General features: G+C 66.3%; 15 protein-coding genes. 6 read left to right on the top strand and 9 right to left on the bottom strand.

Annotation, left to right across the window (positions count from 1 at the left end; genetic code table 11):
• Positions 1 to 14: 14 nt before the first annotated feature.
• Complete coding sequence (gene pmbA, locus WA983_RS11500) at positions 15 to 1,382, bottom strand: metalloprotease PmbA (RefSeq protein ID WP_424312067.1); 1,368 nt, start codon at positions 1,380 to 1,382, stop codon at positions 15 to 17.
• Positions 1,383 to 1,460: 78 nt separating this feature from the next.
• Between pmbA and yjgA the strand changes: the two genes are divergently transcribed.
• A complete protein-coding gene (yjgA, locus tag WA983_RS11495) occupies positions 1,461 to 2,018 on the top strand; it encodes a ribosome biogenesis factor YjgA (protein WP_424250207.1) in 558 nt (185 codons plus the stop codon).
• Complete coding sequence (locus WA983_RS11490) at positions 2,018 to 2,695, top strand: alpha/beta hydrolase (RefSeq protein WP_424250197.1); 678 nt, start codon at positions 2,018 to 2,020, stop codon at positions 2,693 to 2,695. The genes yjgA and WA983_RS11490 overlap by 1 nt, the downstream gene beginning before the upstream one ends.
• An 89-nt stretch (positions 2,696 to 2,784) precedes the next feature.
• Here WA983_RS11490 and WA983_RS11485 read toward each other — a convergent pair whose 3' ends face one another.
• Complete coding sequence (locus WA983_RS11485; RefSeq protein ID WP_424250195.1) at positions 2,785 to 5,235, bottom strand: GNAT family N-acetyltransferase; 2,451 nt, start codon at positions 5,233 to 5,235, stop codon at positions 2,785 to 2,787.
• Positions 5,236 to 5,356: 121 nt separating this feature from the next.
• On the opposite strand from WA983_RS11485, the gene gltX reads away from it, so the two are divergent.
• The gene (gltX, locus tag WA983_RS11480; protein WP_424250193.1) at positions 5,357 to 6,772 is read left to right on the top strand and encodes a glutamate--tRNA ligase; all 1,416 of its coding nucleotides are present in this window, start codon (positions 5,357 to 5,359) and stop codon (positions 6,770 to 6,772) included.
• Here gltX and WA983_RS11475 read toward each other — a convergent pair.
• On the bottom strand, positions 6,769 to 7,260 hold the full coding sequence (locus tag WA983_RS11475; RefSeq protein ID WP_424312066.1) for a hypothetical protein: 492 nt from the start codon (positions 7,258 to 7,260) through the stop codon (positions 6,769 to 6,771). The two genes, gltX and WA983_RS11475, sit on opposite strands and share 4 nt — an antisense overlap.
• Positions 7,261 to 7,395: 135 nt before the next feature.
• On the opposite strand from WA983_RS11475, the gene WA983_RS11470 reads away from it, so the two are divergent.
• The 3 genes from WA983_RS11470 to WA983_RS11460 all read left to right on the top strand — a co-directional run bounded on the left by WA983_RS11470 (position 7,396) and on the right by WA983_RS11460 (position 9,606).
• Complete coding sequence (locus WA983_RS11470) at positions 7,396 to 7,836, top strand: CopD family copper resistance protein (protein ID WP_424251082.1); 441 nt, start codon at positions 7,396 to 7,398, stop codon at positions 7,834 to 7,836.
• Between the two features lie 258 nt (positions 7,837 to 8,094).
• Positions 8,095 to 8,763: a histone H1-like repetitive region-containing protein gene (locus tag WA983_RS11465; RefSeq protein WP_424312065.1), complete on the top strand. Its 669-nt coding sequence runs from the start codon at positions 8,095 to 8,097 to the stop codon at positions 8,761 to 8,763.
• A 276-nt stretch (positions 8,764 to 9,039) separates the two neighbouring features.
• Positions 9,040 to 9,606, top strand: a complete 567-nt coding sequence (locus WA983_RS11460; protein WP_424251078.1) for a YggT family protein — start codon at positions 9,040 to 9,042, stop codon at positions 9,604 to 9,606.
• Positions 9,607 to 9,700: 94 nt separating this feature from the next.
• Here the strand turns inward: WA983_RS11460 and WA983_RS11455 are convergent, their stop codons facing one another.
• The 6 genes from WA983_RS11455 to accB all read right to left on the bottom strand — a co-directional run.
• The gene (locus WA983_RS11455) at positions 9,701 to 10,198 is read right to left on the bottom strand and encodes a glycine zipper 2TM domain-containing protein (RefSeq protein WP_424251076.1); all 498 of its coding nucleotides are present in this window, start codon (positions 10,196 to 10,198) and stop codon (positions 9,701 to 9,703) included.
• 50 nt (positions 10,199 to 10,248) lie between these two features.
• Positions 10,249 to 11,196 carry a carbohydrate kinase family protein gene (locus WA983_RS11450; protein ID WP_424251074.1) on the bottom strand — a complete coding sequence of 316 codons (948 nt, stop codon included), beginning with the start codon at positions 11,194 to 11,196 and terminating at the stop codon, positions 10,249 to 10,251.
• 15 nt (positions 11,197 to 11,211) lie between these two features.
• The gene (locus WA983_RS11445; protein ID WP_424251073.1) at positions 11,212 to 12,273 is read right to left on the bottom strand and encodes a zinc-ribbon and DUF3426 domain-containing protein; all 1,062 of its coding nucleotides are present in this window, start codon (positions 12,271 to 12,273) and stop codon (positions 11,212 to 11,214) included.
• Positions 12,274 to 12,287: 14 nt separating this feature from the next.
• Positions 12,288 to 13,202, bottom strand: coding sequence for a 50S ribosomal protein L11 methyltransferase (gene prmA / locus WA983_RS11440; protein WP_424251071.1), 915 nt, complete (start codon positions 13,200 to 13,202; stop codon positions 12,288 to 12,290).
• Between the two features lie 8 nt (positions 13,203 to 13,210).
• Positions 13,211 to 14,557, bottom strand: a complete 1,347-nt coding sequence (gene accC / locus WA983_RS11435; protein ID WP_424251069.1) for an acetyl-CoA carboxylase biotin carboxylase subunit — start codon at positions 14,555 to 14,557, stop codon at positions 13,211 to 13,213.
• 5 nt (positions 14,558 to 14,562) lie between these two features.
• Positions 14,563 to 14,857: acetyl-CoA carboxylase biotin carboxyl carrier protein (gene accB, locus WA983_RS11430; protein ID WP_424251067.1), on the bottom strand; the 295-nt coding region annotated here is incomplete at its 5' end.

Raw genomic sequence — 14,857 nt, 5'->3', positions numbered from 1 at the left:
GATGTGTGTAGAGTTTACAGGCCGGCGACTGCCATGTCTTCGATTAATACCGAGCCGGTGGATTTGGCGCCGCGCGCATACACATCGGCCCCCACGGCGACGATCCGGCGGAACATGTCGGCCAGATTGCCGGCGATGGTGATTTCCTGGACCGGATGGCGGATGACGCCGTCCTGCACCCAATAGCCGAAAGCGCCCCGCGAGTAATCACCGGTGACGTAGTTGACCCCCTGGCCGATCAGTTCGGTGACCAGCAGGCCGGTGCCCATCTTGCGCAGCAGCGCGGGCAGGTCGTCGTCCGGGCGGGTCAGGCGCGAGCGCAGGTTGAGATTGTGCGAACCGCCCGCGTTGCCGGTGGTCGTCATGCCCAGCTTGCGGGCCGTATAGGTGGACAGGAAGTATCCTGTGAGCACGCCCTGATCCACCACCCGGCGGGCCTGCGTGCACACCCCTTCGGCGTCGAAGGGCGAGCTGCCCTGAGCACCCGGAATGTAGGGATTTTCGACCACGTCCAGATGATCGGCCAGCACGGGCTTGCCCAGCGTATCCAGCAGGAAGCTGGCCTTGCGGTACAGCGCGCCGCCGCTGGTGGCCTGGACCAGCGCGCCCAACAGGCCGACGGCCAGGGGGGCCTCGAACAGCACGGGGTAGTGGCCGGTCTTGACCGGACGGGCGTTCAGGCGCGACAGGGCGCGTTCCGCCGCGTAGCGGCCGACCTCGGCCGGCGCGGACAGGCCATCGGCCCGGCGTGCGGACGTGTACCAATAGTCCCGCTGCATGCCGTCGCCGCGCCCGGCGATGGGCGCCACCGACAGGCTGTGGCGCGAATAGGGATAGCCCCCCAGGAAACCGCGCGAATTACCCAGGACGAAATGGCCTTCCATGGTGTCCAGCGAGGCACCTTCGGAGTTGGTGATCTGCTTGCTGGTGGCCAGCGCGGCGCGTTCGGCCTGGATCGCCAGACGGGCGGCGCCTTCTGCATCGATCGCCCAGGGATGGTGCAGGTCCAGATCCGGATAATGCCGAGCGAAGAGTTCGGGTTCGGGCAGGCCGGCGGCCGGGTCCTCGGCCGTGTAGCGGGCGATGTGCCAGGCCGCGTCCACGGTGCGGCGCAGCGCCTCGGCCGAAAAATCGGAAGTCGAGGCCGAGCCACGGCGCTGGCCCGCGAACACCGTCACGGCCATGGACCGGTCGCGGGTCTGCTCGATGGTCTCGATGGCGCGGCGGCGCACCGAAACGGACAAGCCCCGGCTTTCGGAGATTTCCGCGGCGGCGTCCGTGGCGCCAGCCTGCTTGGCGTAGCGCAGCGCATCGCCGACCAGTTCGCGGAACTGGGCCTGCTGGGCGGGGACGTCGAGAAAATCATCGTTATTTGAGTTCATGCGGCGGGTCACTCGGTGTGGGGCGTCTGGATGAGACGGTTATCATAGACAATCACGGATCATTTTATGCCCGAACCCATGGACGACACGCTCCCGCCCACCTCACCGGACGACTTTCCGGATGACCGGCCTCCCAGCAAATCCCAGGTCAAGCGCGACATGCACGCCTTGCTGGACCTGGGCCGCGAACTGATCGCGCTGCCCCCCGCCAAGCTGGCCAAGCTGCCGCTGAACGAATCGCTGCGCGAAGCCATCGCGCTGGCCCAGCGCATCCACAGCAACGAAGGCAAGCGCCGCCAGGTGCATTACGTCGGCAAGCTGATGCGCCAGGCCGACGCCCCCGCCCTGCGCGCCCAGCTCGATGTCTGGGCCAACGGCTCGCGCGAGGAAACCCGCTCCATGCATCGGCTCGAAGAACTGCGCGATCGCCTGATCGACAGCGACGACACCCTGACGCAACTGCTGGAACGATTCCCCGGCCTGGACATCCAGTCCCTGCGCGCCCAGATCCGCGCCGCCCGCAAGGAAACCCGCGACAACGCCGCCCTGCCGGAAGGCCGCGAACCGGCGCGCAAGCATTTCCGCGCCCTGTTCCAGACCCTGAAAACCCTGAATTTCGAGGACGAACCTTTCTGATGCCGACGCCGACACTGGAAACCATCGAACGCACCACGGGCCCCGAGCCCACGCACAGCGTGATCTGGCTGCATGGCCTGGGCGCCGACGGCCACGACTTCGAACCCATCGTGCCCGAACTGGCCCATCCCGGCCTGCCGGCCCTGCGCTTCGTGTTCCCGCATGCGCCAGTGCGCCCGGTGACGCTGAACCAGGGCATGCCGATGCGCGCCTGGTACGACCTGTACGGATTGGACCGCGACGCGCGCGAAGACATCGACGGCCTGCGAGCCGCCCGCCATGCGGTCACAGAGCTGATCGAACAGGAAAACCGGCGCGGCATCCCCGCCGAACGGATCGTGCTGGCAGGCTTTTCGCAGGGCTGCGCTACGGCCCTGTACACCGGCCTGCGCCACGCGGAACGCCTGGCCGGCCTGATCGGCCTGTCGGGCTACCTGCCGCTGCGCAACACCCTGCCTGCGGAACGCCACCCCGCCAACGCCGCCACGCCGGTCTTCATGGCGCACGGCACGATGGACATGGTGGTGCCCATGACCTACGCCGAAACCAGCCGGGACGCGATGACCGCGCAGCAACAACCGGTGGAATGGCACACCTACCCGATGCCGCACGGCCTGCATCCGCAGGAACTGAACGACATCCAGGCGTTTTTGATGCGGGTGACTGCGGGCGCCTGACAGACCTCAAGGGTCTCTCGGGTCGGAGCATCCACCTCCCGGCTTGCAAGCCGGTCGGATGAACCAGGCACACAATAGTCCTCAAGGGACTATTGTGTGTCCAGGTTCATCCACAGCCTTCTCATTCCCGGGTCTTCTTCGTCGGGGTCGTTGCGCATCCCCAGGGACATCATCAGGCCCAGCATGGGGCGGTTGGTCGCCAGGACGAGACCCTCGATGTAGCTCAGGCTCTGGCGGCGCGCAACGTCCAGCAGGCTGTGCATCAGCGCAGCACCGACGCCACGCCGCTGCCAGTCGTCGGCGATCACCAGCGCGTATTCCGCCCCCTGGCCATCGGCATTGCGCAGATAGTGCGCAAAGCCCACGATGCGCTCGCGCAGCAGGCCGCGGTTTTCCGGATTGGGCACCTGCGCCGTAGCGACCAACGCGACCTCGCGGTCGTAGTCGATGCGGGAATAGCGCGCCAGCATGCGTGGCGTCAGTTCGCGCAACATCGACACGAAGCGCATGTAGCGCGATTCATCGGACAGTTCCCGCACGAACTCCTGCAGCAGCGCGGCGTCTTCCGGACGAATCGGCCGCAACAGCCATTCCTGCCCGTCCTTGCGGATCTGCGGCTGGACCAGGCGGCGCGGATAGGGGTGAATCGCCATATGGCGGTAGGCGCGGTTCTCGGGACGCTCGCCGTCGTAGTCCGGGTCCAGGCCGACCCGGATACCACCGACGTACAGGTTGGTGTCATCCCACCAGAGCGGATCGATCGACAGGGAGCGGATGCCCGGCAGCTCGCTGACGATTTCGGAGATCCGCTCCAGCGATTCGCGCAGTTGCTCGAACACCGCCGGCGTCAGGTCGCGCTCCAGCACGCGCGACCAGAACTTGCCCCGCTGTATCAGTTGGCGCGCCAGATAGTTGTTCAACGGCGGCAGTTCGATTTCCCGATGGGGAGACGCCAGCCGGGCGGAATCGCCGCCCGGGCCAAACTGGATATACGGCCCGAAACGCGCGTCCTGTTGCACCCGGATGGCCATGGACACGTGTTCGCGCGCCGCATCGGGCACGGGCTGATCGTCCGGACGGATCGGCACGTGGAAACAGTCCAGCAGCCAGCGGCAACTGGCCGGGTCCAGCTCCGAGCGGCCCGACATGATGGCATCGTTGAGCAGCATGCGGGCCTCGTCCAGACGAGGGGGCCGGCTGAGCATTTCCGGCGGCAGCGTCTGCTGCGCCAGGGTCTGGTTGTACTGATAGGTGGCCAGGATGCCGAAGGCGTTGGCGGCCGATTCCGGCGTGCGGAAGGCCGGCAGCCCCACCGAGTCCAGCCGATGGCGCTGGGAGCGCATCGAGGCGTCACCCAGAAAGCAGGACATGATGGGCTTGGGCGAGGCCTCGGAGAACCGCGCCAGAGCCTCGACTGCACCATCCATGTCGGACAGCGCATCGGGGGCGATCAGCACCAGCACCCCGTCCACATTGGAGTCGCCCGCCAGCACACTCAGGGCCTGCTGCAGCCGGACGGAATCCAGCGGCGCATGGCTGATGACTGGGTTGCCCAGGGCCGCCCCCGGTTCCAGGATCGTGGCCAGATCGCGTCGCGTCTGCGTGGACAGGTCCGCCCGCGCCACCGGACCGCTGCCGCCCATGACGTCCAGCGCCAGATGGGCTGCGCCGTAGCCGTTGGAGAACAGCGCAATGCGGCGTCCCCGCTGGCGCTTGGCATGAACCAGGACCTTCAGCGCCGAAAACAACTGCACGAAGAACCGTATCCGCACCGCGCCGGTGCGCCGCACCAGGGCATCGAACACCGCATCGGCGGCCGGACTGCTGTCCGAACGGCCGGCCTTCAGCAGGATGACGGGCTTGACGCTGGCGGCGGCCATCAGCGCGCTGGTGAAGCGGCGCGAGGAATCGGCTTCCTCCAGATACAGCACGATGCTGTCGGTACGCGAGTCCATCGACAGGTATTCGAGGACATCGGCCACGGTAATGCCGTCTGCGTCGCCCGCCGACACCACGGCGGAAAAACCGAGCTGGATGTCGCCTGCCCAATCCAGCACGGCGGCGGCCACCATGCGAGACTGCGCGACCAGAGCGACCCGGCCCACCGGCGCGCCGTGCGGATCGAGCCCCAGATTCAGCCCCAGATGCGGACGCTGGATGCCGAGGGCGCCGGGTCCGAGCACCAGGCAGTCATTCATCCGCCCCCAGGACTGGCAATAGGTGCGCGTCTCGAGGGGGTCGACCGAAGACGTCGAATGCGGCAGCAACACCAGGACGCGGGGCTGATGTGCCTTGAGCGCCCCCAGCACGGTCGGCAGCAGCGCGGGGTCCAGGCACAGCAGCGCCATATCCAGGCGCTGTCCGTCTTTCAGGCCCTCCAACTGCGGCGGCATGCGCCAATGGCCGTCGTCCCCGACCCGCACGTCGGTGATCCTGCCCTGAAGCAGGGCGGGCGGCGTACGCACGACGGGCAGTTCGCGGGAACTGAGGATCAGCAGAGAACGCGGCTCGAACAGGGCCGCCAGGCGGTGGCGCAGCATGAAAATGACTCCGGACGCCCCTGGGCGGGCCGTCCCTTAAAATAGCGTATCGACCCTCCGATTCTACAGGGGTTTTCCGGTTTTTTTGTTGCAGTGCAACAAGCCCTTTCAATCCATCGCCATGACAGACTCCTCCTCGCGCCCCGTGCGCACGCGCTTCGCCCCGTCCCCCACCGGCTACCTGCACCTGGGCGGCGCCCGCACCGCCCTGTTTTCCTGGGCCTTCGCCCGTCACTTCGGTGGCACCTTCGTACTGCGCATCGAGGACACGGACCTGGAGCGCTCGACCCCCGAAGCCGTGCAGGCCATCCTGGACGGCATGCAATGGCTGGACCTGCAGGCCGACGAGGGCCCGTTCTACCAGATGCAGCGCATGGACCGCTACCGTGCCGTGATCGCCGACATGCTGGCCCAGGGCACGGCCTACCATTGCTACAGCACGCCTGAAGAAGTCGAAGCCATGCGCGAACGCGCCCGCGCCGTCGGCGCCAAGCCGCGCTACGACGGCACCTGGCGGCCCGAGCCGGGCAAAACCCTGCCGCCGATCCCGGCCGGCGTACAGCCCGTGGTGCGCTTTCGCAGCCCGCAGGACGGCGTCACCGCCTGGGATGACCTGGTCAAAGGCCCCATCAGTTTCGACAACGGCGAACTCGATGATCTGGTGATCGCCCGGCCCGACGGCACCCCCACCTACAACTTCTGTGTGGTGGTGGACGACTGGGACATGCAGATCACCCACGTCATCCGCGGCGACGACCACGTCAACAACACCCCGCGCCAGATCAACATCCTGCGCGCTCTGGGCGGCGAACTACCGCGCTACGGCCACGTGCCGATGATCCTGGGTCCGGACGGCGAAAAACTGTCCAAGCGCCACGGTGCCGTCAGCGTCATCGAATATGACCGACTGGGCTACCTGCCCGAGGCCATGGTCAACTATCTGGCGCGGCTGGGCTGGAGCCACGGTAACGACGAACTGTTCTCCCGCGATCAATTCGTGGAATGGTTCGACCCGCGCAACCTCAGCCGTTCGGCGGCTCAGTGGGATCCGAAGAAACTGAACTGGGTCAACGCCCACGCGCTGCGCGCGCTGGAGCCCGCCGATCTGGCCGCCCGCGTCGCGCCGCGCATCATCCGCCGCGGCGGCAACCCGGAATCCGTCGACCTGCTCGCGATCATGGCGCTGCTGCGCGACCGCGGCGAAACGCTGGAAGACCTGGCCGAAGGCGCGCTGCTGTTCTGCGGCCCTTACACGCCGGCCGACGAGGCCCTGCGCGCCGAGGTCCTGGATGACGCGGCACGAGTGCTGCTGGCCGATTTCCTACAACGGGCCGGCACGCTGGCGGACTGGACCGAAACGGAACTCGACGGTCTCATCAAGGCCGTCCTGAAGGACCACGGGGCCAAGATGCCGAAACTGGCCATCCCGCTGCGAGTAGCCGTCACCGGCCGCAAGCAGACGCCGGCCATCGGTGCCGTGTTGACGCTGCTGGGCCGCGACGTGGTGCTGTCGCGCCTGACCGAGAGCCTGGCCTAGAACGGCAGGCGGTAACCCGGCGACATGCGCCGCGCCTGGACGGCGCCGTCCGGGCCGCTCAGACGCAGATCCGTCGCATTGGCCCGGTCGACACGATAGCGATTGGTGTAGATCGGGTCGTCCAGGTTCACGGACGAGCCGTTCGATTCCAGGGTACGCAGGATCAGCGTCTGGCCTTCGTGTGACCAGCAGCCGGATTCGTCCAGCCCCTGGGACGGCGTGCGCGGCCGCTTGACCTGCTCGACGTAGTTCATGGTGCCGTCGGAATTCAGCGTATAGAGCCGGCGCACAGAGCCCGCGACGCCTCTCTGTGAACTGACCGACAGCCAGTTGCCCACTAGAGGGTCGCCCGCCACAGCCGCCGTGCAGGACGGCCGCGCGGCGGCGGGCTCGGCCGGTGCCGGGGCCGGCTTGATCGGCGCGCAGGCGGCCAAGGCGCCCAGAACGGCCGCGCACGCGACCCAGGCCTGAATACGAATGCGGTCCATTGCTTGATTCCTATCCATGACAAATGTCATTCAATACCCGGGATCGGCGCAGGGCTGCAACGGATCGGTGAAGCCGGTCAGCCTACAATTTCCCGGTGCACGCACATCCTGCGGGCAAGCCATTATTCTACCGACATGAGCCACTCACTACTCGTTACGCTGCATCTGTTCGCCGCCATCCTGTTCGTGGGCACGGTGTTCTTCGAAGTCCTCATCCTGGAAGGCATCCGCAAGCCCCTGGGCCGAGAGGCCATGCGCAACGTCGAGCTGGCCATCGGCCGGCGCGCACGGCGCATCATGCCCTTCGCCATCCTCGTGCTGTTCGGCGCGGGCCTGGGCATGGCCTGGGGATTCCGCGACTCGCTCGCCCACCCCTTCGCCAGCAGCTTCGCCACGCTGCTGTGGATCAAGATCATCCTGGCCTTCAGCGTGCTGGGTCATTTCATCACCGCCATGACGCTCAGCGGCACCGGCAAACTGAAGTCCCGCCATTTCCAGATCATCCACATCAGCGTGTTCTGCCACGTGATCCTGATCGTGTTTCTCGCCAAGGCGATGTTCTACCTGCAATGGTGAAATCAAGAAGTCTCCACGCTGCGCAGCCTGACGGCAAAAAATAATGAACGCGACTTTTTCGAGACAGGCGCAATCGAATATCGACGCATCGGACGCTACGCCGGGAATAATGCTTGGAACGCGAGAGGGCTTACGATAGACTTGAAGGCGCGCAGTATTCATGATATTGCGCGCCTGCGCCATTTGAGATGAGCCGCACATCCCGTGGGGGTCATATCAAATGGGTGGACACTCTCTTCGACCCCAAGGAGCATGACGATGGCAATCGCCAAGAAGGCCGCACCCGCCAAGAAAACCGCAGCCCCGAAGCCCGCATCCAAACCGGCAGCCAAGAAGTCCGCCCCGGCAGCCAAAAAAGCCTCTCCCTCGGCCACCGCCAAAAAGGCCGCGCCCGCCAAGAAAGCCGCGCCCGCTAAAAAAGCAGCGCCGGTGAAGGCTGCAGCGAAAAAGGCTGTCGCCAAAAAAGCCGCTCCGGCGAAAGCCGTCAAAAAAGCCGCGCCCGCCAAGAAAGCTGCGCCCGCCAAGAAAACCGCCGTGAAGAAGGCCGCTAAAAAAGCGGCGCCGGTCAAGGCCGTAGCCAAGAAGGCGCCCGCAAAAAAGGCCGTCGCTAAAAAGGCCGCACCTGCCAAAAAGGCCGCCGTGAAGAAGGCCGCAGCGAAGAAGGCTGCACCGGCCAAGAAGGCCGCCAAGCCCGCCGCGAAAAAGGCAGCAGCGAAAACCGCCGTCGCGAAAAAAGCGCCGGCGAAAAAAGCCGCTGCCAAGAAGGCGCCTGCCAAAAAGGCAGCGAAGCCTGCTGCCGCATCCGAGCCTGCCTCGGGCAAGCCTGCCGCCAAGAAGGCCGCCAAGCCCGACACGCCTGCGCCCGAAGCCCGCACGGACACCAACCCTGCTGGCGCCTGGCCATTCCCAACAGGCAAGCGTCCTTAACTGACGCATGCAGTGATCTTCTAGCAGCACACTCGGGCCCGGCGAATGCCGGGCCTTTTCATTCGCAGCGGCGAGGTGGCAGCGCCTCATAACAGCGGTCTTTTCGCCGCCGGGCCGCCCCAAGGCGAAAAGCGCCCCCCGTGGGGGGATAAGCCCGGACACAAGGCAGTCCTTGAGGACTGGCTTGTGCCGGGCGCATCCGAGCGGCATGCAGGCCGCGAGGTGGGTGATTTGATGCGACAATGATCGCTTCTTCTCGCAGCCTACGAGCGCCGCATGGTCCAAGACATCCTGCTGTTTCTGATCGATATCGTTTTCCCGCTGTTCGGCATCGGCCTGATCCTGCGAGCCTGGATGTTCGCGATCCGCCTGCACCCCTTCAATCCGTTCTCCCAGGTCATCCTGCGGGCCACGGAATGGCTGGTGGGACCGATCCGGCGCGTGATCCCCGGCAGCGGCCGCTTCGACTGGCCCAGCATCCTGGCCTGCTGGGTGACCGCGATCCTGTATCTGCTGCTGACCTGGCTGGTCGCCATGGGCGGTCTCATGCCCTCGGCCTCGGCCATCGGTCCTCTGCTGCTGTCAGGCCTGCTGGCCGGCTTGAAATGGGTATTCAACGTGATCGTCTGGGTCACGTTGATCCAGGCCATCCTGTCCTGGGTCAATCCCCTGTCGCCCATCATGCCGGTGCTCTACACCCTGACTGCGCCGCTGCTCGACCCCATCCGCCGGATGCTGCCGCGCATGGGCGGGCTGGACCTGTCGCCCCTGGTGTTGCTGGTCGTGGCTCAGATCGCCATGATGGTGCTCAATCATCTGGTCTTCACGACCTTCGGCGCCTGACCGTATCGGCCTGAGTGCCGATACGGCGTGCATACGGCACCAAAGCAAAGGCCCGGCATCTGCCGGGCCTTTGCGCATCCGGAAGCCGGAGCGATTACATCGGCACCACGCGGGTCGGGCCACCGCCGCTGATGACCTGGACGCGCTGGCCGGAACTGAGCGCCACGTCGGCCGCCTGGGCGATGACGCGGGTTTCGCCATTGTCCAGACGCACGGTGATTTCGAGACCCTGGGTCTTGCCGACCTGATTCTCGATCGCGTTGCCAGCCAGGCCGCCCAGCAAGGCGCCGCCGATCGAGGTCAGTATCTGGCCACGGCCACCACCGATGGCGCTGCCGGCCACCCCGCCCAGCGCCGCGCCGCCCAGGGCGCCGACACCGGAGGACTTATCGGACTGAATGACCACGGAGCGCACGGACACCACCGTGCCATAACGCACGATCTGTTCCTGCTGGGCCTGGCCATAGGTGTAGACGGAACTGGATGCGGACTGATTGGCACAACCGGCCAGCGTCAGCACCGAGAGGGAGATGCCGGCAATGGCGACAAGGCGCACCGTGCGGGACGAAAAAGCATGCGTGGGGATCGCCATGGGCTGACTCCTGGAGTGAAAACAAATACCAAAAAGGGGCCGTGTCCGGATCAGGCGAGCAAACCCGCATCGATACCGTAGTGCGTCTGCAGAACCGCCGCCACATCGGCACGCGACGGGCTGTGATTCTGCGGACCTCTGTGGGCGATTTTAAAGCCGCCCATGACGTTCGCCAAGCAACAGGCGTCCCGCAAAGACCAATCGTGTGCCAGGCCATACAGCAGGCCGGCACGGTGTGCGTCACCGCAGCCAGTCGGGTCGACGACGTCGGTCACGGGCGCGGGCGGGATGTCGGTGCACGTGTCGCCGACGAACAGCGAGGCGCCATCTGCGCCACGAGTCACCACCACCGCCTGCAGGCCGGCGGCCAGTTCCTGGAGCGTGCGTCCCGTGCGTTCCTCGATCACGCTGGCTTCGTAGTCGTTGGCCGTCAGGATGTCGGCCATGCCCAGCATGCGCCGCAGATCGTCGCCGTCGAACAGCGGCATCGCCTGTCCTAGATCGAAGATGAAGGGAATGCCGGCGGCCTGCAGGCGCTGGGCGTGAGCGAACATGCCGTCCTTGGCGTCGGGCGAGACGATCGCCCAGCACGCGGCGTTGCCGCTCAGGTCATTTTCAGCCGACCGCAGCATCGCCCCAGGGTGGAACGAGGCGATCTGATTATTTTCCTGATCGGTGATGATGTGGCACTGTGCCGTGAAGGTGTCGGGCAGCACGCGCACCAGGCGGGTATCGATGCCCAGGTCGCGCAGGCGCTGCAGATAGTCGTCGGCGTCCTGGCCCACCGTGCCGACCGGCACGGGCTGGCCGCCCAGCAATTTCAGGCTGTAGGCGATATTGCCCGCACAGCCGCCGTATTCCTTGCGCAGCAAGGGCGCGAAGAACGACACGCTGAGGGACTTGAGACTGTCAGCCAGGATATGGTCGCGGAAACGACCCTCGAACACGGCAATGGTGTCGAAGGCAATGGACCCGCAAATCAGGACGTCCTTGGACATGGCGATGAAATTCCTTCAGGGATAAAAGAGGTCGAGCTGGTAGCCGTTGATGCGCACGCCGCTCAGGGTCAGAGGGACGCGCACCAGGACTTCGCTGCGGGCCGCGAAAGGCTCGGCCGCGCGGGACGGCCCGAGATAGTCGGCAGGAGCCAGGTTGCGGCGCACCAGAAGCGTGCCGGCAACGTCTTTCAGATCCAGGACCAGGGTCGGCCATTCCTGCGGCTGCTCGGCCTGGTTGCGCAGCGTGGCGTGCAGCACGAAATGCTGTTCGGCGGTGTCCTGAGCGCCGGAGGCGGGGCCTGAGGGAACGTCGGTATCGGCCGCCTTGAGGGCAGAGCCGGTGATGGCGAGCCGATCGATTTCGCGGGCATAGGGCACCCGGCAATGCAGCGGCTCGCAGGCCCGTTCAAGCACGGGCCGCAGCGCCGGCACCATCCGGGCGATACCGCCCCGATAAACGTAGACTGCCTGAGCAGCCAGCAAGATCAGCAGCAGGATGAACAGCAAGCGGGCGCAGAAACGCACCAGCGCGTCCCACCAGTCCAGGGCATCCTCGTCCCGCAGCAGGGGCGCGGCGGACCCGCCCTGGCTGCGATGGCCCGGACGCCCCTCGACCACGAACGGCGCCGCCTGGGCAGGCGGATCGTCGCGACCAAAGACCGGTGCAACCCCGGAGTCGGGCACCCAGCCTTCATCGGCCAGGATTTCATCGACCGGACGAGGCGCGTCGCGGCCCTCGATTTCGCCGATGAGGGGTTCGGGGCGGTCGTCAGGCCAGGGCGCGACACCGATGCGAAACGCGGAGGCCGGATCGGATGGCGGGGCCGGGGGACGGCCGGAGCGGATGACCTGGGGCGGCTCGGAGGACGGCGGGATCACGGGCTCGACGGCCTGGTGCGGCGGCGGCACGGACGGGCCGGATGATCCGGCCGCAGGCGCATCAGAAACCACCTCGGCATAGCCGTCGAAGATGTGCGCGCACTGTACGCAACGGATATAGCCCTTGCGAAGTTGCAGGTCCGACAGGCCCGCCTGGAACACGGTCCCGCATTTCGGGCAGCGTGTGGTCAGGTCCATCACCACACGCTCCGTCAGGCCCTGCGTCCCGCCAGGCAGACCCAGCCATCGCGGGCTGCCCAGACCCGCAGGGGCAGGTGGGGCGCATAAGCCTGACAGACCTCGTCAGCCTGACGTTCCAGAACACCGGACAACGCCAGCCAACCGCCGGGAGCAACCCGGGCGGCCAGCATGGGGGCCAGGAGTTTGAGCGGATTGGACAGGATGTTGGCCACCACCACCTGGCTGGTCCCGGCCGGCAGATCGTCGGGCAGACAGGCCGCGACGTCCACGTGATTGGTGTCCGCGTTGCGGGCCGTCGCCAGCACCGCCTGCTCGTCGATGTCCACCCCGCGAGTCGGACCGGCGCCCAGCAAGCGCGCGGCGATCGCCAGGATGCCGGAACCACAGCCGTAGTCCAGCACGGTCTCGCCGCCTTGCAGATGGGCCGCCAGCCATTCCAGGCACAGGTGCGTCGTGGGGTGGCTGCCGGTGCCGAAGGCCAGTCCGGGATCGAGCTCAATGCGCACGATGCCGTCCCGGGCGCCGACCGAGGGCAACCCGGCGTCATCGCGATGCCAGCTCGGCACGATCCAGATGCGCTCGCTGACCACGATGGGGCCGAACTGGGATTGCGTCAGGCGGACCCAGTCGGCGTCCGGCACGTCGCGCAAGAACCAGTCACCCGCCACGGGCGCAGGACCTGCCAGACCGTCCAGCGCGGCCAGCAACTGAGCGGGGTCATCGCCGTCAGCCAGCAAGGCCACCAGGCGGTTGCGCCGCCAGGCCAGGACCTCGGGCTCGGTGCCCGGTTCGCCGAACAGCGCCTGTTCGTGCTCCGTATCACCGTCGGCGTCTTCGACCGACACGGACAGGGCACCGGCTTCCAGCAAAGTGTCGGACCAGGCCTCGGCCTGGCTTTCCGGGCAGTTCAGCACCAACTCTCGCATGCCGGGCCTCAGGCGCGCGCAGCGAGCTTGTGTTCGAGGTAGTGGATGCTGGTGCCGCCTTCGATGAATCGGGCATCCTGCATCAACTCGCGGTGTAGCGGGATGTTGGTGTTCACCCCCTCGACGATCATTTCCGACAGGGCGATGTCCATGCGCATGATTGCCTGATGGCGGTCGTCGCCATAGGTGATCAGCTTGGCGATCATCGAGTCGTAGTAGGGCGGCACGGTATAGCCGGTGTACACGTGCGAATCCATGCGCACGCCCGGGCCGCCCGGCGTGTGCCAGTTGGTGATCCGGCCGGGGCTGGGCGTGAACTTGTAGGGGTCTTCGGCGTTGATCCGGCACTCGATCGCATGACCATGCAGATGGATGTCGCGCTGGCGCAGGGTGAATTTCTCGCCGGCGGCGATCCGCAGCTGCTGCTGGACCAGATCGATGCCGGTGATCATTTCGGTGATCGTGTGCTCGACCTGGATGCGGGTGTTCATTTCAATGAAGAAGAACTCCCCGTTCTCGTACAGGAACTCGAAGGTGCCGGCGCCACGGTAGCGCATCTTGCGGCAGGCCTCGGCGCAGCGTTCACCGATGCGCTCGACCAGCGCACGGTCGATTCCGGGGGCGGGCGCTTCTTCGATGATTTTCTGGTGGCGGCGCTGCATGGAGCAATCGCGCTCGCCCAGCCAGACGGCCTTGCCCTCGCCGTCGGCCAGGATCTGGATCTCGATGTGGCGCGGGTTCTCCAGGAATTTTTCCAGGTAGACCTCGGGATTGTTGAAAGCAGCGCCGGCCTCGGTACGCGTCATGGCGACCGAGGTGAGCAGGGCCGCCTCGGTGTAGACCACCCGCATGCCGCGTCCGCCGCCACCGCCCGCCGCCTTGATGATGACCGGGTAGCCGACCTCGTTGGCGATGCGCTGGATTTCCTTGGGATCATCGGGCAGCGCGCCGCCCGAGCCCGGCACGACCGGCACGCCGGCGGCGATCATGGCCTGCTTGGCGCTGACCTTGTCGCCCATGGTGCGAATGCTTTCGGGGCGCGGTCCGATGAACACGAAGCCGCTTTTTTCCACGCGCTCGGCGAAATCGGCGTTTTCCGACAGGAAACCATAGCCGGGGTGAATGGCCTCGGCGTCGGTGACCTCGGCGGCCGAGATCAGCGCCGGCATGTTCAGATAGCTGTCACGCGGCGTGGCGGGCCCGATGCAGACGGACTCGTCGGCCAGACGCACGTACTTGGCCTCGCGGTCGGCTTCAGAATGCACCACCACGGTCTTGACGCCCAGCTCGCGGCAGGCACGCAGCACCCGCAGGGCGATTTCGCCGCGATTGGCGATCAGAATTTTTTCGAACATGGCACTCAAGCAATGATGAACAGCGGTTGGCCGTATTCGACAGGCTCGCCGTTTTCGACGAGGATTTCCTTGATCACGCCGGACTTGTCGGCTTCGATCTCATTGAGCAGCTTCATCGCTTCGATGATGCACAGGGGATCGCCTTCCTTGACGGTCTGGCCGACTTCGGCGAAGGCGGGAGCGTTCGGATTGGGCGCGCGGTAGAACGTGCCCACCATGGGCGCCTTGACCTGATGACCCTGCGGAGCGGCGGGTGCCGGCGCGGCGGCTGCGGCCGCCGGTGCCGCCACGACCTGGGCG

The sequence above is a fragment of the Castellaniella sp. genome, from assembly GCF_049650445.1.
Classification (GTDB): domain Bacteria; phylum Pseudomonadota; class Gammaproteobacteria; order Burkholderiales; family Burkholderiaceae_B; genus Castellaniella.
This window is presented reverse-complemented; position numbering and strand designations above follow the sequence as displayed.